Origin of the sequence: Paraburkholderia sp. MM6662-R1 (assembly GCF_050436245.1) — a bacterium.
Lineage (GTDB): Bacteria > Pseudomonadota > Gammaproteobacteria > Burkholderiales > Burkholderiaceae > Paraburkholderia > Paraburkholderia tuberum.
The window spans coordinates 1,962,895-1,988,599 of sequence record NZ_JBNDLV010000004.1 but is presented as its reverse complement, the minus strand read 5'-3'; the positions used below and the strand labels follow the sequence as shown (position 1 = coordinate 1,988,599).

At 65.5% G+C, this 25,705-nt stretch carries 22 protein-coding genes and 1 pseudogene; 17 read left to right on the top strand and 6 right to left on the bottom strand.

From position 1 onward, the window contains the following. The first annotated feature begins 291 nt into the window (after nucleotides 1–291). Entirely contained in the window at nucleotides 292–636 is a 345-nt protein-coding gene (locus OKW39_RS39035; protein ID WP_090809357.1) for a zinc ribbon domain-containing protein YjdM, read from the top strand. Nucleotides 637–671: 35 nt separating this feature from the next. After that, a pseudogene (locus OKW39_RS39030) lies at nucleotides 672–1,010 on the top strand (spermidine synthase); the annotation flags it as partial. Nucleotides 1,011–1,077: 67 nt separating this feature from the next. Here OKW39_RS39030 and OKW39_RS39025 read toward each other — a convergent pair. Together OKW39_RS39025 and OKW39_RS39020 are read right to left on the bottom strand one after the other, a co-directional pair. Continuing rightward, complete coding sequence (locus tag OKW39_RS39025) at nucleotides 1,078–1,263, bottom strand: CopG family transcriptional regulator (RefSeq protein WP_090809355.1); 186 nt, start codon at nucleotides 1,261–1,263, stop codon at nucleotides 1,078–1,080. 81 nt (nucleotides 1,264–1,344) lie between these two features. Then, nucleotides 1,345–2,112 (bottom strand): YoaK family protein, encoded by a 768-nt coding sequence (locus tag OKW39_RS39020; RefSeq protein ID WP_090809353.1) that lies wholly within the window; start codon nucleotides 2,110–2,112, stop codon nucleotides 1,345–1,347. A gap of 251 nt (nucleotides 2,113–2,363) precedes the next feature. Between OKW39_RS39020 and hyfB the strand changes: the two genes are divergently transcribed. The 12 genes from hyfB to OKW39_RS38960 all read left to right on the top strand — a co-directional run bounded on the left by hyfB (nucleotide 2,364) and on the right by OKW39_RS38960 (nucleotide 15,774). Beyond that, a complete protein-coding gene (hyfB, locus tag OKW39_RS39015) occupies nucleotides 2,364–4,370 on the top strand; it encodes a hydrogenase 4 subunit B (RefSeq protein WP_429565081.1) in 2,007 nt (668 codons plus the stop codon). After that, the gene (locus OKW39_RS39010) at nucleotides 4,364–5,314 is read left to right on the top strand and encodes a respiratory chain complex I subunit 1 family protein (RefSeq protein WP_429565080.1); all 951 of its coding nucleotides are present in this window, start codon (nucleotides 4,364–4,366) and stop codon (nucleotides 5,312–5,314) included. The genes hyfB and OKW39_RS39010 overlap by 7 nt, the downstream gene beginning before the upstream one ends. Beyond that, nucleotides 5,315–5,974, top strand: a complete 660-nt coding sequence (locus OKW39_RS39005; protein ID WP_184010569.1) for a formate hydrogenlyase — start codon at nucleotides 5,315–5,317, stop codon at nucleotides 5,972–5,974. It begins immediately after the preceding gene. Then, nucleotides 5,967–7,430: a hydrogenase 4 subunit F gene (locus OKW39_RS39000; protein WP_429565079.1), complete on the top strand. Its 1,464-nt coding sequence runs from the start codon at nucleotides 5,967–5,969 to the stop codon at nucleotides 7,428–7,430. The genes OKW39_RS39005 and OKW39_RS39000 overlap by 8 nt, the downstream gene beginning before the upstream one ends. A 3-nt stretch (nucleotides 7,431–7,433) precedes the next feature. Next, nucleotides 7,434–8,993: an NADH-quinone oxidoreductase subunit C gene (locus OKW39_RS38995; RefSeq protein WP_429565078.1), complete on the top strand. Its 1,560-nt coding sequence runs from the start codon at nucleotides 7,434–7,436 to the stop codon at nucleotides 8,991–8,993. Beyond that, nucleotides 8,993–9,502, top strand: a complete 510-nt coding sequence (locus OKW39_RS38990; RefSeq protein WP_184010575.1) for an NADH-quinone oxidoreductase subunit B family protein — start codon at nucleotides 8,993–8,995, stop codon at nucleotides 9,500–9,502. Before OKW39_RS38995 ends, OKW39_RS38990 begins: the two co-directional genes overlap by 1 nt. A 268-nt stretch (nucleotides 9,503–9,770) precedes the next feature. Then, nucleotides 9,771–10,493, top strand: coding sequence for a (2Fe-2S)-binding protein (locus OKW39_RS38985; RefSeq protein ID WP_429565077.1), 723 nt, complete (start codon nucleotides 9,771–9,773; stop codon nucleotides 10,491–10,493). A gap of 11 nt (nucleotides 10,494–10,504) precedes the next feature. Next, a complete protein-coding gene (locus tag OKW39_RS38980; protein ID WP_429565076.1) occupies nucleotides 10,505–11,506 on the top strand; it encodes an FAD binding domain-containing protein in 1,002 nt (333 codons plus the stop codon). Then, nucleotides 11,503–13,716, top strand: a complete 2,214-nt coding sequence (locus OKW39_RS38975) for a xanthine dehydrogenase family protein molybdopterin-binding subunit (protein ID WP_429565075.1) — start codon at nucleotides 11,503–11,505, stop codon at nucleotides 13,714–13,716. Before OKW39_RS38980 ends, OKW39_RS38975 begins: the two co-directional genes overlap by 4 nt. Nucleotides 13,717–13,847: 131 nt before the next feature. After that, nucleotides 13,848–14,435, top strand: coding sequence for a nucleotidyltransferase family protein (locus tag OKW39_RS38970; protein WP_429565074.1), 588 nt, complete (start codon nucleotides 13,848–13,850; stop codon nucleotides 14,433–14,435). A 349-nt stretch (nucleotides 14,436–14,784) separates the two neighbouring features. Further along, a complete protein-coding gene (locus OKW39_RS38965) occupies nucleotides 14,785–15,492 on the top strand; it encodes a PIG-L deacetylase family protein (RefSeq protein ID WP_090809333.1) in 708 nt (235 codons plus the stop codon). A 129-nt stretch (nucleotides 15,493–15,621) separates the two neighbouring features. Further along, complete coding sequence (locus OKW39_RS38960) at nucleotides 15,622–15,774, top strand: hypothetical protein (RefSeq protein WP_166618176.1); 153 nt, start codon at nucleotides 15,622–15,624, stop codon at nucleotides 15,772–15,774. A 45-nt stretch (nucleotides 15,775–15,819) separates the two neighbouring features. Here OKW39_RS38960 and OKW39_RS38955 read toward each other — a convergent pair whose 3' ends face one another. The 3 genes from OKW39_RS38955 to aepX are packed head-to-tail and all read right to left on the bottom strand — an operon-like array spanning nucleotide 15,820 to nucleotide 19,801. Then, nucleotides 15,820–16,887, bottom strand: coding sequence for a 2-aminoethylphosphonate aminotransferase (locus OKW39_RS38955; protein ID WP_090809331.1), 1,068 nt, complete (start codon nucleotides 16,885–16,887; stop codon nucleotides 15,820–15,822). A gap of 23 nt (nucleotides 16,888–16,910) precedes the next feature. After that, complete coding sequence (gene aepY / locus OKW39_RS38950; RefSeq protein WP_429565073.1) at nucleotides 16,911–18,074, bottom strand: phosphonopyruvate decarboxylase; 1,164 nt, start codon at nucleotides 18,072–18,074, stop codon at nucleotides 16,911–16,913. After that, nucleotides 18,071–19,801, bottom strand: coding sequence for a phosphoenolpyruvate mutase (gene aepX, locus OKW39_RS38945; protein ID WP_090809327.1), 1,731 nt, complete (start codon nucleotides 19,799–19,801; stop codon nucleotides 18,071–18,073). The genes aepY and aepX overlap by 4 nt, the downstream gene beginning before the upstream one ends. A 549-nt stretch (nucleotides 19,802–20,350) precedes the next feature. On the opposite strand from aepX, the gene OKW39_RS38940 reads away from it, so the two are divergent. Together OKW39_RS38940 and OKW39_RS38935 are read left to right on the top strand one after the other, a co-directional pair. Further along, entirely contained in the window at nucleotides 20,351–21,892 is a 1,542-nt protein-coding gene (locus tag OKW39_RS38940; protein WP_429565072.1) for a methyl-accepting chemotaxis protein, read from the top strand. A 321-nt stretch (nucleotides 21,893–22,213) separates the two neighbouring features. Then, on the top strand, nucleotides 22,214–23,953 hold the full coding sequence (locus OKW39_RS38935; protein ID WP_429565071.1) for a peptidoglycan D,D-transpeptidase FtsI family protein: 1,740 nt from the start codon (nucleotides 22,214–22,216) through the stop codon (nucleotides 23,951–23,953). Nucleotides 23,954–23,980: 27 nt separating this feature from the next. Here the strand turns inward: OKW39_RS38935 and OKW39_RS38930 are convergent, their stop codons facing one another. Next, nucleotides 23,981–25,096 (bottom strand): diguanylate cyclase, encoded by a 1,116-nt coding sequence (locus tag OKW39_RS38930; RefSeq protein WP_429334250.1) that lies wholly within the window; start codon nucleotides 25,094–25,096, stop codon nucleotides 23,981–23,983. 342 nt (nucleotides 25,097–25,438) lie between these two features. Between OKW39_RS38930 and OKW39_RS38925 the strand changes: the two genes are divergently transcribed. Then, entirely contained in the window at nucleotides 25,439–25,693 is a 255-nt protein-coding gene (locus OKW39_RS38925) for a DUF2866 domain-containing protein (RefSeq protein ID WP_429334251.1), read from the top strand. Nucleotides 25,694–25,705 lie beyond the last annotated feature (12 nt).

Below are 25,705 nucleotides of genomic sequence, written 5' to 3'. Positions count from 1 at the left end.
TTTGCTCATAGCACCGGCTCCATTTTGGCCCGGTTGGCCAGTTCCAAATTTATCACCCGCAAAGCGGACATTTTCCATCCAGTTCAAACCTGTCGACATCCGCGGCGAAGCTACCCGTAAGTCTGATGAATGGGACTGAAAGTCCGATGATAATCGGACGGTAAGAGCATGTGTATTGCATTATAATTTTTTGCACCCACGAGCCGCCGGCACGACGACCGGCTCAGGCCTGGCGGGTTGCGCGCCTGTTTTTTTACTGACTGACTCAAAATCGTTTCAATGGAAGCTGCAATGAACGCTGCCCCTTCATGCCCGCAATGCGCAATGGAAAACACTTACCCTGACGGCACGCTGTACGTGTGCGCGGACTGCGGTCACGAATGGTCGGCGAACGCTGGCGCCGACGCGAGCGATGAACCGGCGGGCAGCGTCGTCAAGGATGCGAACGGCAACGTGCTGTCGGACGGTGACTCGGTCGTGCTGATCAAGGATTTGCGCGTCAAGGGCTCGTCGATCACGCTGAAGATGGGCACCAAGGTGAAAAGCATCCGGATCGTCGGTGGCGATCACCAAATCGACTGCAAGACGGACGCCGGCAGCTTCATGCTCAAGGCCTGCTTTCTGAAGAAGGTCTGACGGGCCGTTCGCCGTTGGCGGCCCCGCCCGGAAGCGCGGACATCGCGTTCTTCACCGCCTGTCGCGAGCGTTTAACCGGGACGGGCGTCCTCGTCATCAACTTTACGGACGATGATCCGGCCATACCGCGGCACCTCGAGCGGCTGAAATCCGTATTTGGCGTTTCCTATGCGATCGTTCGGTGCGGCGACGACAGCAACTTCGTCGCGTTTGCCTGGAAAAGCGGGCGTCGCTTGCCGCCCCGACAAGTCCTGTTCGAGCGCGCCCTCTCGTTTGACTTTGCAGGCGAACGCAAGCTGTCCGTCACTGCTTGCCACCTGAAAGCGGGAGAGCGCCTCGATCCGAAGCGGCTGATCTGGCATGCGCAAGGGTAAGGGCAAGGGCAAGGGCAAGGGCACTGGGAAATCGGCGGTTGACCGGCACCAGGCCTCGAGCTGGGCGTCACTTTCCCCGCTTGGCGAGTGGACTCTTGGTCTTGTAGGTCACGCCGTGACGCTCGAGATACTCGCGGATCAGTTGGCGGACGACTTGTGACGGCGTCAGATCTTGCGCCGAGCAGAGCATTTCAAATGCTTCTTTCTTGGCGGGGTCGATCAGGACGGTCAGGCGTGCGGTTTTCGTTTCCATTACGAGGACGGGTCGGCGAATATGCTAACCAAATTATAATGCATTTGCTTTCGACGAGGATTCACCCCGCCTCCTATGAGGTCAGTGCCTGCGCTCGAACCGATAGAGATAGGCCAGCACATCGTCGGCGACGGGCACGATCGCGAGTGTGACGAGCGCGCCGGCGAGCGGCACGGTCGACACGTAGCCCACATGCTTGAAACCGATTGCGCCGATCAGGCCGCCCACGAAAAACGACGCGAGCATCGTGCCGTGGATCTTCAGCTTCGCGCGGTTTGCGATGACCGCGTGCGCGTCGTCGATGAGCGCCGATCGATTCCAGTAAAAAAGCTTACCCAACTCAATTCCGAGGTCCGTGACGATGCCGGTCATGTGTGTGGTACGGATCTCCGCGCCCGACAGCTTGGTGATCATCGCATTCTGCAGCCCCATGATGAAGCACAGCAGGATCACGGTCACGGGGACGAAGAACGCTTCGCGTAGCGCGAGGTGGCTGCCGAGCAGACCGAACAGGAGCAGCAGCGCGGCCTCGACCGCCAATGGCAGCACGTACTGGCTTTGCAGGCCGCGGCGGCGCCCCCAGTTGACGAGCACCGCCGAGCCCCCCGCTCCGACGACAAACGATGCCAGCGAACCGATGCCGGCCAGCACGAGCCGGATGTCCCCGAGCGCCGTCTGGTCCGCGATCGCCGACACGATGCCGCTCATATGCGACGTGTATTGCTTGACCGCGAGGAAGCCGCCGGCATTGGTGGCGCCGGCGACGAAGGCAAGAGACAACCCGAGCTGACGGTTCGCGGTCGTGCTGCGGTGTTTTCCCGTCAGGCTTCGAAAGTACTGCGCAGGCATAGGTTCTTCACTCAATCGCTCGGAACAACAGCAAAGACGCGGCGAATAGACGCTTCGCGCACCGCATGCAGGCGAGCTGCGCACAGCGGCGCCCGATTCGCTCGAACATGTGGTTCACATGATAACGCCATTATCATATCCTGTTATCCAGATTGGTTTTCTGATGTCATAATGCGGTTTGAGTGAGCCCGGCAAGCTGGAGCTCATTCCATGCTCCTCGTCCCAATCCGAGCGTACTGGAGACATTCCGGATGGCACCTTTCACGGTCGTCCATTTCGTCCTGCTGGTCGCGGCCGCCTGGCTTGTGACCGGCACGCTGGGTCTCGGAGTTCTGCATTGCACGCGATTCGTTGCACACGGGCTGTTTCCGCTCGGCGCGCTGGGAGGGCTGCTGCTGGGCGCGGCGGGACTCGCCGGCATCTTTTCCGAACCGACCGCCGCGGTGCTGCCGATCGGACTGCCCGGGTTGCCGTTCCATCTGCGCGTCGATGGGCTATCCGGCTATTTCCTGTTCGTGCTTGGTGTCGTCAGCGCGGGGATCGGCGCCTTCTCCGCCGGTTATTTCCGTAAGGGCGAAGGGTCCGCGCCGGGACTCATCTGCTTCGAATACCACGTTTGCATCGCGAGCATCGCGCTCGTGCTCATCGCCGACGATGCGTATGTGTTCATGGTCGCCTGGGAAACGCTGACGCTGTCCGCGACGTTCCTCGTGATGACCAACCATCGGATCGGCGAGATCCGCCGCGCAGCCTACCTGTATTTCCTGATCTCCCACGTCGGCGCGCTCGCGCTGCTGCTTTGCTTCGGCATCCTGCAGGCGCGCACCGGTGACTACACGTTTGCCAATCTGCGCGCGCAGTCGCCCGACGCGTTGTGGGCATCGCTCGCGTTCCTGTTCGCGCTGGTTGGATTCGGTGCCAAGGCGGGCGTGTTCCCGTTGCACGTGTGGCTGCCGGACGCCCATCCCGCGGCGCCGTCCCCCGTATCGGCGCTGCTCAGTGGATTCGTGCTGAAGGTCGGCCTGTATGGCCTGATCCGGACCGTGTTCGACCTGCTGCACGTGCAGCTCGCCTGGTGGGGCGTGCTGCTGCTCGTGCTGGGTATCGGCACCGCGCTGCTCGGCGTGGTGTTCAGTACGATCCAGGTCGATATGAAGCGCCTGCTCGCGTATTCGTCGATCGACAACGTCGGCCTGATGATCGTCTCGCTCGGGCTCGCGGTGCTGTTTCGCGCGTACGGGATGACGGCCCTTTCCGCGCTTGCGCTGAGCGCGATGCTCTACCAGATCGTCGCGCATGCGGCCTTCAAGAGCCTGCTGTTCCTCGGCACCGGGGCCGTGCTGCACGCCACCGGGGAGCGCAATCTCGGCAAGCTTGGCGGCCTGATCCGTGTCATGCCGTGGACCGCCTGGGCCGTGCTCACTGGCGTCGCAGCCAGCGCTGGCTTGCCTCCGATGAGTGGTTTCGTCGCGGAGTGGCTCCTGCTGCAAAGCTTCCTGTTCACGCCGGGTCTGCAGAATTCCGTGCTGGCGATGACGGTGCCGATTGCGGCCGCGCTCGTCGCGATGACGGCAGCTCTCGCCGGTTACACGATGGTCAAGTTCTACGGCATCGTCTTCCTCGGGCAGCCGAGAGAAGCGAAACTGAGTCGCGCACACGACGCAAATACCTGGGAACGGCTCGCGTTCTGCTGGTTCGCGGTGGCCGGTGTACTGCTCGGACTGATGCCTACGCAGTTCGTCAAGGTGCTGGACCGGGTCACGCGCGTGCTCGTCGGTGCCGGAATCGGCGCGGAAAATCATGGCTGGTTGATCTTCGTGCCGGTGTCGACCGCGCGGGCGAGTTACATGCCCGTCGTGTTCATGCTGTTTTTCGTCGCTTGCTGCGGCCTTGCGTGGGTGCTGGTACGGCGCTTCTACCACGGTCGGCTGCGACGGGCCGCGCCGTGGAGTTGCGGCTTCCCGTTTACGACCGCGCGGATGCAGGATACGGCGGAAGGCTTCGGGCAACCGATCCGGGAGATCTTCGCGCCGCTGCTGCGCATCGAGCGGCAACTGCCGTCGCCGTTCGACGCACAGCCGGCCTACCGGGTCTCGGTCGCCGACCGCACGTGGTCGATTCTCTACGACCGTATCGCCGCACTCACGCAACGCGCGGCGGAATGGGCGGGGCGGCTGCAGACGGGCAAGATTGCCGTGTACCTGACCTACAGCTTCGCCGTGCTGATCCTGCTCCTGCTGCTGGTGAGACGATGGTGACCCTATCCGGCGTGCTATCGCAAACCCTCGAGATCGTGCTGGCGCTTGCCGCCGCGCCACTGCTCACGGGCTGGGTCAACCAGTGCCGCGCGTGGCTGCAGAACCGGCGCGCGCCCAGCATCTGGCAACCGTACCGGATGCTCCACAAGCTGTTCAACAAGGAATCAGTCGTCGCTTATGGCGCGAGTCCGGTGTTCCGTGGCGCGCCCTATGTCGTGTGGGCGGCAATGACGCTCGCCTGTGCAATCGTGCCGACGCTGTCGACCGAATTGCCGCTGTCTCCCGCCGCGGATGCGATCGCGCTCGTCGGCCTGTTTGCGTTCGCGCGCGTCGCGCTGTCGCTCGCGGCGATGGATATCGGTACGGCGTTCGGCACGCTCGGCGCGCGCCGCGAGATGCTGGTCGGTTTCCTCGCGGAACCGGCCTTGCTGATGGTGCTGCTGTCGGCCTCGCTGATCACGCAGTCGACCCTGCTCACGAGCATCGTCGCGACGCTCGGACACAGCGAGCTGACGATCTATCCGAGCCTGGCGTTCGCCGGCATAGCGTTCACGCTGGTGTCGCTCGCCGAGAATGCGCGGCTGCCCGTCGACAACCCGACCACCCACCTCGAGCTGACGATGATCCACGAGGCGCTGATCCTCGAATATTCGGGGCGGCACCTCGCGCTGATGGAATGGGCGGCCAGCCTCAAACTGTTCGCCTACTCGTGCATCGGCATTGCGCTGTTCATGCCGTGGGGGATCGCCGCGGCGGGTAATCCGCTCGCGCTGGTGCTCGCGGTGCCGGCACTCTTCGTCAAGCTGATGGCGGGCGGCGCCGCGCTGGCCGTGATCGAGACCGCCAACGCGAAGATGCGGATTTTCCGGGTCCCGGAGTTCCTCGCGACCGCCTTCCTGCTCGCGGTGATCGGCATGCTCGTTCACCTGCTACTGGGAGCATGAATGCACACCTACGCGACGCAACTGATCAATTTCCTCGCGGCGGTGCTGCTGATGCTGTCGTTCGCGATGCTGAGTCAGCGTCGGATCCTGTCGCTGATCCACCTCTATACGCTACAGGGTGTCGCGCTCGTTCTGGCCAATCTGATCCTCGGTTTCGTGACCGGTGATGCGCATCTGTACGTGTCGGCCGGACTGACGCTCGTGCTGAAAGTCGGCGTGATTCCGTGGCTCCTGTATCGCCTCGTGCGCAAGCTCGACATTCAGGCCGACGTCGAGCCGCTCATCAACATTCCGACGACACTGCTGATCGGCATCGTGCTCGTGATCGTCGCGTTCAACGTCGCGTCGCCGATCAGCCAGCTCGCGACGTCGGCCGCGCGCGGCACGCTCGGGATCGCGCTTGCGTGCGTGCTGCTGTCGTTCATGGCGATGATCACGCGCGCGAAGGCGATTCCCCAGGTGATCGGCTTCCTGTCGATGGAGAACGGGTTGTTCTTCGCCGCAACGGCCGCCACCAATGGCATGCCGATGATCGTGGAACTCGGTATCGGACTCGACGTGCTGGTCGGGATTCTGATTCTGGGCGTGTTCATGTTCCAGATTCGCGAGCAGTTCGACAGCCTGGACATCCGTCACCTCGAGACACTCAAAGATGAATGACGCCCACGTCGTGCTCGCCGTGCTCGGCATTCCGCTCGTGGCGGCCGTCTCTCTTGCGGCCGTGCGACCCGCTCATGTCGCGCGCAACCTGAACGCCGGCTTCAGCGCCGTGACGTTCGCGGCGACGCTCGTGCTCGCCGCGCGTACCGTCGAACATGGACCGTCGTTCGCGTTCGAACGCGCCTTCTTCGTCGATCCCTTCAACGTGTACCTCGTCGCGCTGACTGCGTTCGTCGGCTGGACGACGTCGCTGTTCTCGCGGCCGTACATGCAGGTCGAAGAGGCGCGCGGCCGGATGACGGCGACGCGCATGCGCCTCTATCACAGCATGTACCAGTTGTTCATGTTCGCGATGCTGCTCGCGCTGCTGACCAATAACCTTGGCGTGCTGTGGGTCGCGATGGAAGGCGCCACGCTCGCGACCGTGCTGCTCGTCAGCGTCTATCGGACCGCCGCGAGCCTCGAAGCCGCCTGGAAGTACTTCATCCTGTGCGGTGTCGGCATCGCGCAGGCATTGTTCGGCACGATCCTGCTGTACCTCGCCGCGAGCCGGCAACTGACCGACGGCGATGCGCTGCTGTGGACGAGCCTTGCCGCCGTCAAGACGCACCTCGACCCGTCCATCGTGTCGATCGCCTTCGTGTTCCTGCTGGTCGGCTACGGCACGAAAGTCGGCCTCGTGCCAATGCACAACTGGCTGCCGGACGCGCACGCCGAAGGCCCGACACCGATTTCAGCGGTGCTGTCCGGGCTGCTGCTGAACGTCGCGCTGTACGCAGTGCTGCGCTGCAAGGTGCTGGCGGACGGTGCGCTTGGCAACGGCCTGCCGGGGCGATTGCTGGTCGGGTTCGGGCTGGTGTCGGTGCTGGTCGCCTCGTTCTCGCTGTTTCGGCAGAAGGACGTCAAGCGGCTGTTCTCGTATTCGTCGATCGAGCATATGGGCTTGATGACGTTCGCGTTCGGCCTCGGCGGCCCGGTCGCGACGTTCGCCGGTCTGCTGCACATGACCGTCCATTCCCTCGTCAAGTCGGCAATCTTCTTTGCGGTTGGCCACGCGACGCAGAAGGCCGGTACCCAGGCGATCGAAGGCATTCGCGGGCTGCTGCAGGTCAGCCCGACGGTCGGCTGGGGCATGCTGCTCGGCGCGCTCGCGATTCTCGGCCTGCCGCCGTTCGGTGTGTTTGCAAGCGAATTCCTGATCCTGACGACCGCGATGAACACGATACCGTGGACGGCGCCGTTGTTGCTGCTCGGCCTCGCCGTCGCATTCGCGGCGATCTTCGCGCGCGTGCAGCAAATGGTGTTCGGTGAAACCACGACGGCCAAACCGCTCGAGCATCGCCCCGCGCCGCTGCCGGTATTCGTGCATCTGGGTTTGGGGCTGATGCTTGGGCTTTATGTGCCACCCTACCTGGCGACGTGGTATCGCCAGGCCGCAACGATGTTGGCGGGGTGACGGATGCGACTCGAATCGATGCAGATTGCCGCCACCCGCCTCACGCACCGTGCGGGCCAGATTCCAGCGCATGTGGTGAGCGCCGATGAATCAGTCTGGCTCGAGCTGGCGCGAACCGCGAGATCCGAGCAGCGGCGCCTCGTTGCAATGTGGGGCAGCGAAGCAGTCGAAGACGGTTTCTCGGTGAATGCCGCGTACGAATGCGATGACGGCATATTGTGGGTACGCCTCGCGATCGGGCGTATGCAGGATGCCGGTGGAGACTATCCCGATCTCGCCACCGTTTTCCCGTGCGCGACTCGCATGCAACGGGCGATCTTCGATCTGCTCGGCCTGCGGGCGCGTGGCGCCGAGGACACGCGGCCGTGGCTCAATCACGGCAACTGGCCCGAAGATTATTTCCCGCTGCAACGGCAGGCGACGGGTGTCGAAGACTTTGATTCGAGCGAGGCGGACTACCCATTCGTGCAGGTCGCGGGCGATGGCGTACACGAGATCGCGGTCGGGCCAATTCATGCCGGCATCATCGAACCGGGGCATTTCCGGTTCTCGGTCGTCGGCGAGAAGGTGTTGCGCCTTGAAGAACGTCTCGGCTATGTCCACCGTGGCGTCGAGCGTCTGTTCGAACGTACTCCTGCATCGCGCGGTCATCGGGTTGCCGCCAGGATTGCGGGCGACTCGACCGTCGCGTTCTCGTGGGCCTTTTGCATGGCGCTCGAACAAGCCGGCGGCACGATACTGTCGAAGCGCGCACTGTATCTGCGTGCGCTTCTGCTGGAACGCGAGCGCGTGGCCAACCACCTCGGCGACCTCGGCGCGCTCGGCAACGACGCCGGGTTCGGCTTCGGACTCGCGCAGTTCTCGCGGCTCAAGGAGGACTGGATACGGATGAACGCCCGTACATTCGGACATCGGTACCTGATGGATCGGATCGTGCCGGGTGGCGTATCGATCGACGTTCGCCCCGACGACGCGGCGGTGCTGGCGGAGCAATGCGAACGCATCGAACGCGAGGTCCACGTGATGCGCAAAGTCTACGATGACCAGTCCGGGCTGCAGGATCGATTCCTCGGCACGGGCCGATTGACCCCCGCTGTGGTCGAGCATTTTGGCGTGCGTGGCATGGCTGCCCGCGCCAGCGGTCGAACCTTCGACGTTCGCGCCAACTTGCGGCCCGCTCCGTATGACGACATAGCGGTCAAGGCGGTCAGTGATGCGCGCGGCGACGTTGCCGCGCGTGTCGCGGTGCGCTTCGCCGAAATCGATGAATCCCTGCGCCTGATCCGCACGCTGCTGGCCAATCTACCGGATGGTCCGGTGGTCGTCGCCACGACGCCTGCAACGGCGCCCGCGCAAGGCATAGGCTGGGTGGAAGGTTGGCGGGGGGACGTATTCGTCGCCCTCGATCTCGCCCCCGGCGACGTTATCGCCCGATGCCATTGCCACGATCCGTCGTGGCAGAACTGGCCGGCGCTCGAGCACGCGATCATCGGCAACATCGTTCCCGATTTCCCGCTGATCAACAAGTCGTTCAACCTGAACTACGCGGGGCACGATCTCTGATGTGGCAACTGATCCGGCAATTCGCGCGCACCGATTTTCCCGGCGAACCCGCACCGGCGGCAGAACACGCGTGGCATCACGAGGAGCGACGCATTCGCGAGGATATTCTCGATCTGCTCGGGCGGGCGCTGTGCATCCGGCAGATCGACGCGGGTTCATGCAACGGTTGCGAACTGGAGATCCACGCGCTGAACAACCCGTACTACAACATCGAAGGACTTGGAATCAAATTCGTCGCGAGTCCGCGGCATGCCGACCTGCTGCTCGTGACCGGGCCGGTGACGCTGAATATGCGAGCGGCCATGCTCGCCGCGTACGACGCGACACCCGCCCCGAAACTCGTCGTTGCCGCAGGCGAATGCGCGTGCACGGGCGGCATTTTTGCCGACAGTTACGCGGTGTGCGGCCCTGTTTCGTCGATCTTGCCGGTCGACGTAACGATCCCCGGATGTCCGCCGCCGCCGATCGATTTGCTGCGAGGCATCCTGGCCGCCTGCCGGGCGCGTTGAGCCCGGAGGTCGATTTCGCATTTTCCTGTTGCGACGTGCAACCTTTGCCCGTGTTTGCGCGGCTCCAGCCGGGCTCCATCGCGGTCATTGCGCATATTGGCCTGCCTTTATTGCGCAGATCGGCTTTGCGCTTGCAGCGAGTTTTTAATACCGTGTTAGCTGCAACGGCATTCAAATTGCTGCGCAATAGTTTTGTTTCAACGCGATGCGTTGGACATCGACGCGTCGTCAGCCTGCATTGACCTTTCAGTGGAGTCAACAGATCGTCATGACTACGCCTACAGAATGTCAGCATTGCGGGGACACCCCCGCATCAGAGTCCACCGCCGAGCCCACCACCACGCCTTCCCAACCGTCACGACGCCGCTTCCTGCAATCTGCGGCGGCCGCCGCGACGATCGGTGCGGCGCCGCATCTGCGCGCGCAAACGCAAGCGCCGACGCCCGCCTCACCCGCGCCGCCAAGCATCCCCGTGGTGCCGCCGCGCCCCGTCACGTTGACCGTCAACGGCCGCGCGTACACGCTGCAGCTCGAACCGCGCGTGACGCTGCTCGACGCATTGCGCGAATACGCGGGACTGATGGGCACGAAGAAAGGCTGCGACCGCGGTCAGTGCGGCGCCTGCACGGTGCTCGTCGACGGCCGCCGCATCAACTCGTGCCTGACGCTCGCGGTCATGCACGAAGGCGAGAACATCACGACCGTCGAAGGACTCGCGAGCAACGGCGCGTTGAGTCCGGTGCAGGCCGCGTTCATCGAACACGATGCGTTCCAGTGCGGCTACTGTACGCCGGGGCAGTTGTGCTCGGCGACCGCCCTGCTCGGCGAATTCCGCAACGGCACGGCGAGCACCGTGACCGCCGACGTGCGCGCGCGTCCCGCCGCGCTCACCGACGACGAAATCCGCGAACGCATGAGCGGCAACCTCTGCCGCTGCGGCGCGTACGTGAACATCGTCGCCGCGGTCCGCGCCGCGCACGACAACGCCTGACGGAGACCGACATGGATGCGATCTCCTACGAACGCGCCGGCGACGTCGCCAGCGCGGTGCGCGCCGCGCAACAGCCGGGCGCGGTATTCATCGGCGGCGGCACGAATCTGCTCGATCTGATGAAGGGCGGCGTCGCGCGGCCGGTGCGGCTCATCGATATCACGCACATCGGCGGCCTCGACTCGGTGACGACGCTGCCCGGCGGCGGCATCCGCATCGGCGCGCTGGTGCGCAACAGCGACGCGGCCAATCACGCGCTGGTGCGCGAGCAGTACCCGCTGCTGTCGCAAGCGCTGCTCGCGGGCGCGTCGGCGCAGTTGCGCAACATGGCGACGGTCGGCGGCAATCTGCTGCAACGCACCCGCTGCGGCTACTTCTACGACACCGCGTTCACGCAGTGCAACAAGCGCCTGCCCGGCAGCGGCTGCGCGGCGCTCGACGGCCATAACCGCGCGCATGCGATCCTCGGCGCGAGCCCGCAATGCATTGCGGTCAACCCGTCGGATATGAGCGTCGCGCTGGCCGCGCTCGATGCGCTGGTGCGCGTGAGCGGCCCCAGCGGCGAGCGCACGATCGCGTTCGCCGATTTCCATCGGCTGCCGGGCGACCGGCCCGATGTCGATACCACCTTGCAGCCCGGCGAGCTGATCACCGCGGTCGATCTGCCGCCGCCGCTCTTCAGCGCGCATTCGCACTATCTGAAGGTGCGTGACCGCGCCAGCTACGCGTTCGCGCTCGTATCGGTCGCGGCCGCGTTGCAGATGGACGGCGAGCGTGTTCAGAGCGCGCGCATCGCGCTCGGCGGCGTCGCGCCCAAACCATGGCGCGCGAACGTGGCCGAGCAGATGCTGAGCGGCCAGCCGCTCAGCCAGGCCACGCTGAAGAACGCCGCCGCGGCCGCATTGAGCGGCGCGCAGCCGCGCCACGACAACGCCTTCAAGGTGCAGCTCGCGCAGCGCGCGATCGTGCGTGCGGTCAATCAGGCAGCCGGCAACGCGGGAGGTATCGCATGAATCTGATCGGACAACCGCTCGATCGCGTCGACGGACTGCTGAAGGTGACCGGCGACGCGCGTTATGCAGCCGAATTCCCCGGGGCGCGCCTCGCGCATGCGGTGCTCGTGACGAGCACGATCGCGGCCGGCACGATCGCGTCGATCGATGCGAGCCGCGCCGAGGCCGTGCCCGGCGTGCTGCTCGTGATGACCTACCAGAACGCGCCGCGCCTGCCGAATGGCGGCCGGCCCGCGCTCGCGCCGCCGGCCGGCCGGCATCTGTCGCTTCTGCAGGATAACGAAGTGCACTACAGCAACGAGCCGGTCGCGGTGGTCGTCGCCGATACGCTCGAACATGCGGCCGATGCCGCTCGCCAGCTACGCATCGCCTATCAGCCGGGCGCGGCGGCGCTCGACTTCGAGCAGGCGAAGGCGCACGCGCATGCGCCGGACAAGCCGCAGGGCCGTCAGACCGACACGCAGCGCGGCAGCTTCGAAGACGGCATGCAAAGCGGCGACGTGCATATCGAAGCGACCTATACGACGCCGATCGAGCACCACAACCCGATGGAGCCCCACGCGACGATGGCGCAATGGGACGGCCCGCAGTTGACGGTCTACGACTCGACGCAGGGCGTGAGCGGCGCCGCGCAGGTGCTCGCGAAGACGTTCGCCATCCCTGTGTCCGACGTGCGCGTGATCTCGCCGCTGATCGGCGGCGGCTTCGGCTGCAAAGGCTCGTCGTGGTCGCACGTATCGCTGTGCGCGATGGCCGCGCGGCAAACCGGGCGGCCCGTGCGGCTCGCGCTCGAACGCCCGCAGATGTTCGGCCCGGTCGGCGCGCGGCCGCGCACCGAGCAGCACTTCGTGATCGCCGCGCGGCATGACGGCACGCTGAGCGCGATGCGTCACGACAGCATCTCGAACACGTCGATGATCGAAGATTGGACCGAGACCTGCTGCATGGTCACGCGCATGCTGTACGCGGTGCCCAACCAGATAACGACGCACCGGCTCGTGCAACTCAATGTCGGCACGCCGACCTTCATGCGCGCACCCGGAGAAACCACCGGCTCGTTCGCGCTCGAATCGGCGATGGACGAACTCGCCGTCGCGCTGAAGATGGACCCGCTCGCGCTGCGCCTGAAGAACTACGCGGACAGCGATCCGCAGGAGCACAAGCCGTGGTCGGGCAAGTCGCTGCGCGAGTGCTATCAGATCGGCGCCGAGAAGTTCGGCTGGTCGCGCCGCCCGCACGCGCCACGTTCGAGGCGCGACGGCGACACGCTGATCGGCATGGGCATGGCGACCGCGACCTATCCGGCCAACCGCAGCGAGGCGTCGGCGCTTGCGCAGATTCTGCCGGACGGCACCGCGGTGGTCGCATCGGGCACGCAGGACATCGGCACCGGCACCTACACGGTGATGACCCAGGTCGCCGCCGATGCGCTCGGCTTCACGCCCGAGCAGATCCGCTTCGCGCTCGGCGATTCGTCGCTGCCGCGCGCGCCGGTCTCGGGCGGCTCGCAGTCGGCGGCCAGCGTGTCGCCCGCGGTGCGCGACGCGGCGAGCCAGGCGCGCAGCCAGCTGATCGCGCTGGCGCTTGCCGATGCGGCGTCGCCCGTGCATGGCCTGCCGCTCGATGACGTCACCGTCGCAAGCGGCTGGGTCGTGAGCCGCTCGCAACCGGGCAAGCGCGATCCGGCCGCGGCGATCATCGCGCGCGCGGGCGGCAAGCCGATCGAGGCGAGCGCAACCGTGAAGCCCGGCGACGAGAAGCAGAAGTACTCGTTCCACTCGTTCGGCGCGGTGTTCGTCGAGGTCCACGTCGATGCCGAGCTCGGCACGATCCGCGTGCCGCGCGTGGTCGCGGTGTACGACGTCGGCCGCGTGCTGAACCAGAAGACCGCGCGCAGCCAGATGATGGGCGGCATCGTCTGGGGCATCGGCGCGGCGCTGCAGGAGGAAAGCACGCTCGATGCGCGCTTCGGACGCTTCACGAACGCGAACCTCGCCGAGTATCACGTGCCGGTGAATGCCGATATCGGCACGCTCGACATCACCTTCATCGACCGGCCCGATCCTTATATCAACTCGCTCGGCGTGCGCGGTATCGGCGAGATCGGCATCACGGCCGTGGTGGCCGCTATCGCGAACGCGGTGTACAACGCGACCGGCGTGCGGGTGCGCGATCTGCCGATCACGCTGGACAAGGCGGTGCCGACCTGAACCGGCGGCAGTGCCGGAGTTGGAGTGAAAGCGAAAGCGGCGGGCGGCTTGCATCGGGCGTGCCTTGCCGCTTGCTTCGCGCACCGTTGCATCGCACAATCGGGGACATTCCTGTCTACCGGTATCCGCCGATGGCCTACGCTTCGCTCGCCACTGGTGTGTTGCTCGCCGCCGGTCTCGGCTCGCGCTTCGATCCGCACGGGCTGCACAACAAACTGCTCGCACGTATGCCCGACGGCACGCCGGTTGCGCATGAAGCCGCGCATCGGCTGCTGCGGGTCGTGACGCGGGTGCTCGCAGTCGTGCGGCCGGGCTCCGACGCGCTCGCCCGCGCGCTGAACGATGCCGGCTGTGATGTCGTGTTTGCGGCGAGCGCCGAACGCGGCATGGGCGCGAGCCTCGCCGCCGGTATCGAAGCGAGCGACGACGCCGAGGGCTGGATCGTCGCGCTCGCCGATATGCCGCGCATTGCGGTTCCGACGATCGAAGCGATAGCCCGCGCGCTCGACAACGGCGCGCCGCTCGTCGCGCCGTTCTACGACGGCCAGCGCGGCCATCCGGTCGGCTTCGGCAGCGAGCATCGCGACGCGCTACTCGCGCTGGACGGCGACACCGGCGCGAAAGCACTGCTCAGGTCACACGCGCTGACGCGCATCGACGTTGACGATCCCGGCATTCTGCGCGACGTGGACACGCCGGACGATTTGCGCACGCTCTAGCCGCTAACATCAGGCTCGCCGAGACTGGCTGACCGCAGCCGGTCGACATCGAGAATCTTGCCGGACAAGGAACACTGATACGGCATGAAGCCCCTGGATCTGACGCGTTTCGATCTCAACCTTCTGGTTGTACCTGAGCCGTCGAGACGGCGACTCATACCAAAAACGTGCGCTTCAAGGGCCCCTCCGCGATCTTTCAGGCACGCGCTTTGCGCGCCGCAAGTTTCGCGCGCAAGCCGCACCAATTGCGCCTAAGCTGAGGTGACGCCATTTTTTCGCACGCGGCGCCTTGACGACCGGCAGCCTCGATGCCTCATCCGTCCCGCCTCGAATCGCCACACGCAAGCCCATGAGCGAAACCACTCCACGCCTTTTCATCGTCTCGCCCCATTTCGACGACGCCGTCTTCAGTTGCGGCGCCTTGCTCGCCGCCCATCCCGACGCCGCTGTCTGCACCGTGTTCGCCGCGCCGCCCGAGCACGACATGCACACGGAGTGGGACGAAAAAGCAGGCTTCGCGAACGCCCATGAAGCGGTCCGCGAACGCACCATCGAAGACAACCGCGCGCTCGAAGTGCTCGACGCGATCCCGCTGCGCATGCCGTTTCGCGACAGCCAGTACGCCGACTCGCCGTCGATCAGCCAGATGGCCGCGGCGCTGGAGGAAACGATTTACCGCACGACCGCGAACACGCTGCTGATGCCGCTTGGCCTGCATCACGACGATCACGCCCGGGTATTCGAAGCGTGCTGCGAGATCCTGCCGCGGCTCACGCATCTGGACTGGTTCGGTTACGAGGAAGCGATTCACCGGCTCACGCCGGGCGCGGTGCAGGCGCGGCTCGCCGATCTCGCGCAGCGCGGCATCGTCGCGACGCCGGCAACGCCGAGCGCGGGCCACACCATCGACGTGCAGCGCCGCGCGCATCTGAAACGCGAAGCGGTCAACGCGTACGCGAGCCAGTTGCGGGCGTTCGGCGCAGGCAACTACGACGACGTGTTCGCGACCGAGCGCTACTGGCAGCTCAGCGCCGGCCGCAAACGCGCGAAGAAATAGCAAAAAGGAGCGAGCAGGAAGCGCGGCGAGCGCCTACGCTTGAAGACAGATAGCCGACGCGGCGGCACAGATCGGCGGTATCAAGCCGCTTCGGCCGGACCCGCGCATTTCAACCGCAAGGGTGACGCAATGAGCTACGACATGCACACCAGCCCGATTCCCGACCCGAACGCCGATCCGAACCGCGACCCGGAAGCCGACCCGCTCGTGCCGCCGTCGCCGGGGCATCATGCCGAGGAGCCGCAGCGGCCTGACGGGCCGCCGGACAAGGATCCTGTGTAAGGGAGCCGCGAGCGGCGCGGTCGCGGCGCGCCGCTCGGCGCAGCGTCAGCGCATCAAGTCGCTGAAGCCCTGCAGCAGGCGGTCGATATCGGCCGCGTGAACGTTGCCCATCGTCGAGATGCGGAACAGCTCCGCCGACAGCCCGCCCTGCCCCGCATAGATCACGAAGCCGCGCGCCTTCAGCGCGTCGTGCAGTTGCGGATACGCGATACCGTTGGGCAAGCGATACGCGCGCAACACCACCGACGACTGCCCGGCCGGCAACACACTGTCGATGCCGCGCGCCGCCAGCCCAGCGCCCACCTGCTCGGCAAGCGCCGCATAGCGCGCGTGACGCGCGCGCCAGCCGCCTGCGTCGGCGAGCTCACGCAGCGCCTCGACCAGCGCGTAATACGCGTGCACCGACGGTGTAAACGGCGTGTTGCGCTGATCCTGCAAACGCGCGAGCCGCGCGAGATCGAGGTAGTACGTGCGGCTCGCCGCGCGCGCGAGCGCCGCGCGCCGCACCAGCACGAACGACGCGCCCGGCACGCCATGCAGGCACTTGTTGGCGGTCGCGGCGAGCGCGTCGAGGCTCGCGTCCGCGAAATCGATCGTTTCGGCGCCGAAGCTGCTGACACCGTCCACCAGCAGACGCAGGCCGCGCTCGCGACACAAGGCGCCGAGCGCCGCGATGTCGTTCAGACGGCCCGTGGTCGTTTCATGATGAATCACCGCGACGTGCGTGAACGACTTGTCGGCGTCGAGCCGTTCGGCGATCTTCGCCAGATCGGGCGCGTCCATCCAGTCGTGCTTCAGCGCTTCGTGCGCGATGCCGTATTGCGCGGCGATCTGCGCGATACGCTCGCCGTACACACCGTTTTCGACGACCAGCAGTTTGCCGTTGTGCGGCACCAGCGCGGCCGTCATGCTTTCGACGGCGGCCGTGCCGGAGCCGGTCATCAGTACTGCCTGCCATTCGTTCGGGTCGAGCCCGTACACGTCGACGAGACGCGTGCGCGCCTCTTCCTGGAGATCGAAAAACTCGCTCTCGCGATGGCACAGATCCGTCTGCAACAGGCTGTTGCGGACACGTTCGGTGAGCGTCACCGGGCCGGGGTTGAGCAGCAGCATGGGCGCTCCTGTTGGCGTTGGGTTCAGATCGCGCCGATGTGGCGCATCAGGCGCGTCTTCACATCGGGCGGCGTAATGGTCGGGCGCGGCAGGCCGTCGGGCGTGCCGCGGCGGATCGTCAGGCGCGCGAAGCGCGGCCCGTCGAGCGGCGGCGCCGCGAACAGCTCGTCGATGATCGCAGGATCGTCGCTCTCCACCGCCGACGCGTAACCGCACGCGGCCGCCACGCCCGCGAACGACACCTGCGACGATACCGTCGCCTGGCCGCCGGTCGAGTCGTGCGCACCGTTATCGAGCAGCACGTGCGTGAGGTTCGACGGGCCGTACGCGCCGAGCGTCGCGAACACGCCCATGCGCATCAGTGCGGCGCCGTCGCCGTCGAGCGCGACCACGCGCAGATCGGGGCGCGCGAGCGCGAGGCCGAGCGCGAACGGCGTCACGCAGCCCATCGAGCCGACCATGTAGAGCTGGTTCGCGCGATCGTCGATCGCATAGAGTTGGCGGCCGCAAAAGCCGGTCGACGCGAGCACCACCGTGGAGTCGAGCGGCGTATGCGCGATCACCTTTTGCAGCGCGTCGTGGCGCGTCGCGAGTTCGTCCGCGGCGCTGTCGCGAAACCGCGCGCGAGGCTCGACCGGCGTGCGCCGCCTGGGCGCGCCGCCGTCCTTCAGTTCATACGGCGCTACGCTGCCCTTCTGCATCACGAGCGCGTACGGACGGCCGGTTGCGTCCATGTGCGCGATCGCGCGATCGAGCGCCGGACCGATCGCGTCGGCCTCGGTCGGGAACGTCTCCCACGGAATTTCCATCGTGTCGAGCATCGCCGGTGTGATCGGGCCCATCAGCGCGTGCTGCGGCTCGTCGGCAACGCCGGGCTGGCCGCGCCACGTGACGATCAGCAGTTGCGGCAGGCGGAAGGTCCACGTCAGCGACGTCAGCGGGCTTACCGCGTTGCCGAGCCCGGAGTTCTGCATCATCGTGATGCCGCGCCGGCCGTTTTTCGCGCCGAGCGTAACGCCGGCGATCAGCGCGACCGCGTCGCCCTCGTTGGCCGCCGACACGTAGTGCAGCGACTCGTCCTGCAGCACGTAGTTGATGAACGGCGTCAGATACGAGCACGGCACGCCCGCGTACCAGTCGAAACCGCGCTCGCGCGCCGCCTCGACGAACTGTGCTGCTTCGATCATTGCGCGCCTCCGTGTGCATCGTTCGCCGTCGCCCCGCCGCCGACGGCCGTCGCGAACGGCGCCTGCGCGTGCGCGAAGTCGCCCGCGCGGCGGAAATCGTCGAGATCGTTGACGCCGCGCCAGTGGCCGTGCACGTATTGCACCTCGATCGACTCGCCCGCTTCGATCAACGCGTTCAGCAGCGCGGGCATGTCGAGCGACGCGAAATCGTCGCGCGTGCGCAACTCGCGCATGACCGCCCGCAGGCGCTCGCGACCCGCGCCGCGCACGTTCAGCAGACCCACCCAGCGGCCATGCGGCACTGGGGCGACGCCCGCCGCCGACGACTGCTCCCGCCCGCTCGCGACATGCCGCAGCACGATCTTGTTGCCGAACAGACCGCGGTCGTCGGCGGCCGAGCACCACGCGAAATCGCGCACGCTCGCGTTCTCCGCATCGGTTAGCGACGAATCGACGACCACGCTGAACGCGGCCTCGCTTTCCACCAGATCGCGCAGGATGTAGCTGCGAAACAGCAGGTCGCCGTACGAAATGACCGTGTCGCCGGTCAGGTGGTCGAGTGCGCACGCGAGCGAGGCAAGCTCGCCGGTCTGCGCGTGCTGCTGGTTGACCACGAGGCGGATGCCCGCGGTATCGATCGCGTCGGCGCGATAGCCGCCGACCACGGTGATGTCGTTGACGCCCTGCTTCTTGAACGCGTCGACGAGCCAGCGCAGCAGCGGTTTGCCGGCGATCGGCAGCATCACCTTCGGACGGTCCCCGGTCACCGCTTCAAGGCCTTTGCCGCGGCTCGCGGCGAGCACGACGGCCGAGCCGGCCGCTCGGCCGCTCGACAGATAGCGGTCTTCGGCTTCCGAATATTCGTCGGCGTCCTGCAAACGGAAGATTTCGTTGACGGCCGCGATGCTGTCCTCGACGTTGACGAGCGTCTCGCTCGAATGGATTTCCTTCGCGACGGCCTGCATCGCCGAGGTCGACGCGCGGATCAGATGGTTCGCCCAGATCACGGTGCTGATGCCCGCTTCGCGGAACACCTCGGTCGGCGTGCTGTAGTACTTGGTCGGCACGATCACGAGCGGCGCGCGCCCGGCCCATTCGCGCGCGAATTCGAGAATCTCGTCGGGGCGCGACAGCTTGCTGTGAATCAGGATCGCATCGGCACCAGCTTGGGCGTACGCTTGCGCGCGGCGCAGCGCTTCGTCCATGCCCCAGCCCGCGATCAGCGCCTCGACGCGCGCGACGATCGAGAAATGCTCGTCGTTCTGCGAGTCCTTGCCCGCCTTGATCTTGCCGCAGAATTCGTCGATATCGGCAAGCGGCTGCGCCTCGCCGTTGATGAAGCTGTTGGTCTTCGGAAACTGCTTGTCCTCGATGCACACGCCGGCGATGCCGCGCTGTTCGAGCTTGCGCACGAGGCGGCGCACGTTGTTGAAGTTGCCGTAGCCGGTGTCGCCGTCGAGCAGGATCGGCAGATCGCTCGCGTCGGCCATGAATTCGAGCGTATCGACCACCTGCGTCCAGCTCGCCTCGTTGTTGTCGCGCACGCCGAACTGCGCGGAGATCGCGAGGCCCGAGCCCCAGATCGCCTTGAACCCAGCTTCGCGAACGATGCGCGCGGACAGGCCGTTATGCGCCTCCATCATGAATTCGAGTTCGCTGCTGACGAGCATCTGGCGCAGGCGCGCGCTGCGGGACTGGGAAACGAAAGCGGGATCGCGTGCATTCACTCTTCGGGACTCCTGGTGGCGGGCTTATTGGCGTTCTTCGATGCCAGGCTGGCAATCGGAAAAGGGCGACTATAGCGGAATTTTTTATGACGAGTCTTTGAAGGTCTCAGCGGTCTTTCGTGGTTGCGTTTAAGTGGAAAAATGTGTTGTTTTTTGCATGCGCGACCATTTAACGGGATTTTTGGATTTGATTGGCGTTTTGTGGGATGTTGGTGCGAACCCTCCTGGATTGGGCTCAGCAGGTTTTACGCAGACCAGCGCCGGCATTTTTTCATGTCGATTGTCTCGCGCATTTTTCAATCGCCGCGATTTACCGAAAATCGCCGGTTAATTCAGATTCGCGAATAATGCACAAAAATCTTTTTCGAATTGCGCGCATGAGCGCCGCTAAAACATTCAATAAATCCACCCATTAATCGGACGAATAGGGATGTCGAACAGCGGGTTTTCCCTGCCTCGATCAATGCCATTTCGCGCCGTAAACACAGCGAGCGGCATCCGACCGCAATTCAATGGACCTTACTGGCCAAAACGCCTATTCCCATCGCTATGACTCTGAACCGAAAACTGGCGTCCATGATCGCCGTTCTGTGGGTCGGCCTGATCCTGATCGGCGCGTTCGGCGCGTGGCAGAACCGCGCATCGATGATCTCGGACCGACGCGAGCAATTGCGCTCGTTGATCGACGAGGCAAACCACGTCGTCGGCCACTACTACTCGCTCTCCCAGCAGCATGCGCTGTCCGAGGACGACGCGAAAAAGCAGGCGCTCGCGACGCTCGGCGCGATGCGCTACGGCAAGGACGGCTATTTGTCGATCAACGACTCGCAGCCGGTCATGCTGATGCATCCGATCAAGCCCGAACTGATCGGCAAGAACCTCGCGCAGTTCACCGATCCGGCCGGCAATCATCTGTTCGTCGATATCGTCAACTCGGGCAATCACGACGGCGGCGGCTTCGTCGATTATTTGTGGGCCAAGCCCGGCAGCGAGCAGCCCGTCGCGAAGACCAGCTACTCGGTGCACTTCGCGCCGTGGGACTGGTACCTCGTGACCGGCATGTACATGGACGACGTGCAAAGCGCGTTCTACCGCAACCTGCTGCGCTGGCTCGCGATCACCGTCACGCTCGGTGCGCTCTCTACGGCCGTGATGCTGGTCGTGCTGCGCAGCATCCGCCGCTCGCTCGGCGGCGAACTCGAAGTGGCCGTCGAGCACGCACGGTTGATGGCGCAAGGCAACCTCGCGACGCCGGTGCCGATCGAGCCGCACGACAGCGGCAGCCTGCTGCATGCGCTGCGCACGATGCAGGCGGGACTCGTCGACACGGTCTCGCGAGTGCGCCAGGGCACCGAGAACATCAATGTCGGCGCGACCGAAATCGCAGCGGGCAACACCGACCTGTCGCAGCGCACCGAGGAGCAGGCGGCGGCGCTCGTGCAAACCGCGTCGAGCATGGATCAGATGACGGTGAACGTGAAGCAGAACGCGGACAGCGCGACCCAGGCCGCGCAACTCGCGAGCGACGCAGCGAACGTCGCGACGCGCGGCAGCCGCGTGGTCGACGACGTGGTGCGCACGATGGGCGAGATCACCGCGAGCTCGCGGCAGATCGGCGACATCATCGGCGTGATCGACGGCATCGCGTTCCAGACCAATATCCTCGCGCTGAATGCCGCCGTCGAGGCGGCTCGCGCCGGCGAACAGGGCCGTGGCTTCGCGGTGGTCGCGGCCGAAGTGCGCAGCCTCGCGCAGCGCTCGGCGACGGCCGCCAAAGAGATCAAGGCGCTGATCGAAACCTCGACCGATACCGTCGAGACCGGCTCGTCACTGGTCGCCAACGCGGGCGCGACAATGGGCGAGATCGTGCAGTCGGTGCGGCGGGTCAACGAGATCCTCGAAGAAATCAGCCACGCGTCGCGCGAGCAGAGCGCGGGCATCGAACAGGTCAATCGCGCGGTCGGCGAGATGGATCAGGTCACGCAGCAGAATGCGGCACTGGTCGAACAGGCCGCGGCCGCCGCGCATTCGCTGAAGGACCAGGTCGCCGTGTTGCGCGACGCGATTGCGAGTTTCGCGTTGCCGGCTTGAGCTTGCCCCGCCGCGCCCCCGACGGGCGCGAAAAAAGAAGGCGCCCCACAGGCAGGGAGCGCCTATTCAACACGCCGCGTCGGAGTCGACGCATCAATCGAACGAATCAGCCGCGCTGATTTTGCAAGTTCGCGCGGCTTTTCGTGATCAAGCTGCGGCTCGGCTCGCCTTTGCTCCAACTCGAACGCGCCTCCTTTCACATTCCTCGCATTTAAATTACGTTTTATTTACAATCGGCCAGGCGACAGTCCTTGCCGCCAGGCCTCGTGGCTTTGGCGGCCTCGTTCAATCGAAAGTACGTGAGGTCCGCTGCCCGCCGCCATGATCCGCCAGAAAAAACCGCCGTCGCCCGATCCCTATGCCTTAGCCGCGAAGAACCCGCTGCTCGATGCGCGACTACCCGCGTGGCGCTCGAAGTTCGTCGTGCTGCTCGTGTTCGGCGCGTTCGCGACGCTCGCGCTCCGCGCGTTCTGGGTGCAGGTCGTGAATCAGGACTTCTACGTCGACCAAGGGCAGAAGCGCTATCAGCGCCTGCTCGAACTCGACGCGACGCGCGGCCGGATCGTCGATCGCAATGGTTCGATGCTCGCGGTCAGTCTCGCGACCTACGAAATCTGGGCCACGCCGAAGCTCGTCGACGAAAGCGCGTTCGCGCCGCTGGCAAAGCTGCTCGATCTGCCGCTCGCGGAACTGCGTCGACGTCTGAACGGCGAGCGCAGCTTCGTGCTGCTCAAGCGCCAGGTCGATGCCGACACTGCCGGGCATCTGTCGCGCCTCGGGCAAGCCGGGATCACGCAGATCGCCGACACCAAACGCTTTTATCCCGAGGGCGAGTCGGCCGCGCATGTGGTCGGCTTCACCGACATCGAGGACAACGGCCAGGAAGGCGTCGAACTCGCCGCCAATGCGCAGTTGCAAGGCGTGCCCGGCCACCGCGAGGTGATCCGCGACCGGCTCGGCCGCGTGATCTCGGAGACGCGGCCGCTCGTGCCCGCGCGCAACGGCGCCACGATCCAGCTGACGATCGACCGGCGCATCCAGCAACTCGCGTACACACAGCTCAAAGCGGCGATCGCGCAGCACCGCGCCGAAGCGGGCAGCGTGGTCGTGCTCGATGCGCGCAACGGCGAGATCCTCGCGCTCGCCAACTACCCGAGCTTCGATCCGAACGACCGCACGCACCTGTCCGGCCGGCAGCTGCGCAACCGCGCGGTGATCGACACGTTCGAACCGGGTTCGACGATCAAGCCGCTGGTCGTCGCACTGTCGATCGACGAAGGCAAGGTGCGGCCGCAGAGCATCATCGATACCGCGCCCGGCTGGTATCGGATCGGCCCGGCCGTGATTCACGACACGTCGAATCATGGCGCGATGACGGTCGCCGAGGCGGTGCAGAAGTCGAGCAATATCGCGCTGGCAAAGCTCGCGCTGAATCTGCCGGCCGAGACGATCTGGACCAAGTATCGGCAATACGGGCTCGGTCTGAAGCCCGAGCTGCCCTTCCCTGGCGTGGCCGCCGGCAAGCTGCGGCCATATAAGCGCTGGCGCCCGATCGAACAGGCCACGATGGCATATGGCTACGGGCTGTCGGTATCGCTGCTGCAAATCGCGCAGGTCTACACCGCCTATGCGGGCGACGGCGCGCTGAGGCGCGTGAGCCTGCTGCGCGAGCCGCTCGACGCGGACAGCCCCGAGTCGTTCGCCGACCGCGGCGAATCGGTCACAACGCCCGGCACCGCGCGCGCGATCCGCAACATGCTCGAAATGGCCACGGGCGACGGCGGCACCGGACGCGCCGCGACCGTGGCGGGTTATCGCGTCGGCGGCAAGACCGGCACCGCGCGCAAGCAGATCGGCGCGGGCTACGCGAAGAACCGCTACCGCGCGCTGTTCGTCGGCATGGCGCCGATGAGCGATCCGCGCCTGATCGTCGCCGTGATGATCGACGATCCGGCTGGCAAGGCGTTCTATGGCGGCACGGTCGCTGGACCGGTGTTCAGCGGCGTGATGGGCGGCGCGTTGCAGCTGCTCGGGGTACCGCCGGATGCGGCAGGAGTGTGACGCGTAGTTAGTGTTGGTTACGGTCGATCAGCCCTGCTCATCGAGCGCATCGACCTGCGCCTCGATACGATTGCGGCCGTTGCGCTTGGCCTGATACATCGCGCGATCGGCCTCGTCCATCATCGCCTGACCGAGCGACATCGCCTCGGCCGGGCTGCCGGCGACCACGCGCCCGGCCACGCCGATCGACACGGTCAATGCAATGAGCACGCCGTGCTCGTCGCGCACGTCGAGATTCTCGACCGCACGCCGCACGCGTTCCGCGACGGTCAACGCGTCGCTGCGATCGCCTTGCAGCAGCGCGGCGAACTCCTCGCCGCCATAGCGCGCGACGGTGTCGCCAAGCCGCACCTGCTGTCGCACGCAGGCGGCCACCGCCGCGAGCGCGCGGTCGCCGCTCTGATGGCCGTGGCTATCGTTGATGCGCTTGAAACCGTCGATATCGATGAAAAGACACGCGACCGGCACGCGATAACGGGCCGCGCGCATCAACTCCTCGCGCAGCCGTTCGTCGAAATAGCGGCGATTCGCGAGGCCGGTCAGCGAATCGGTCATGCCGAGCTGCCTGAGCCGCTCGCGATGCGCGACGTTGTCGAGACTCGCGGTGACGATGCTCGCGAAGCGCTCGAGAATGTCGGTGGCCATGCCCGCGCCGAAGCGCGCGGGGTCGTCGCTGCCGAGGCATAGATAGCCGCTGACGCTCGTGCCCGCGGCGAGCGGCAGCAGGATCGCGCTGGCCGGCACGTGAGCTGGCGCGGTACCGAAGAACGCGCGGCGCGTGTCGTCGTCGAGTTCGCCAGGGCGGCCGAGCCACGGCCGATCGTCTTCGCACAAGGATTGCGCGACGAGACCGCCCTCGCGCGAGGTCTTCAGCTGCGCATGATCGAGCGCGCGCAGGTTGCCCGGCTCGAGCAGTTCGAGCAGCATTGGCGCGCGCTCATCGAGCCACAGCACCACGTTCGCGAGCGAGAACTCCCGCGGCAGATGGCTGAACAACGTATCGAGAAACGATGCGAAATCCTGCGCGCCGATCAACCGCAACTCGACGTTCTGGAAGCGGCGCAACGTGCGCTCGTTGTGCTGCACGGTGTCGACGAGCGAGCGAAGGCGCTCGGCAAGCGGCGTTTGGGCGAGATTCGTCACGGTATCAGTAGCGCGGCCCTGAAGGCGAAGCGGGGTCGACGCCCCAACTCTACTGATAACGGCCGATCCGCCGGGGTCTTGAGGGCAGGCTCGCGACGTGTCGGCCGGCCTGCCAGCGTTCATGCCCACTGTTGTCAGCTCTTGCTTGCATTCACTTGCACTCGCTTACACGCAATGAGATCCGTTTGCGTAATGATTGCGGTTCTTAAGTTTCGCTTAATTGTTCCCTGCAAGTATGTGGCACATCCCCTGTTGAGCCGCCAGAACATCGGCGGCGCTTTTTCTTGAGGGGTGCCAGAAGCGCGACCGAAAACGGTTACGCGCACAAGAAGGAGGTAAATCATGGTTGAAGAGATGGTAGTCGAACACCTGCGTGCGATGCCCGGCCATGAATGGACTCGCCAGATTCATTCCTGCAAGGTCTCCGATCCGCTGCAACCGCCCTGGGGCCGTTCATACCGGCTCGTCGAATGGACGATGAAGCACGCGCCCGAACCGAGCCGTCGCGTCGTTCCCGCCGAATGTACTCCGCTCGAAATCGCCCAGGCCGTGGTCTCTCACGTGCCGGGTCGGCGCTTCTGTCAGCAGGCTGATTAAGCGCTCCCGCTG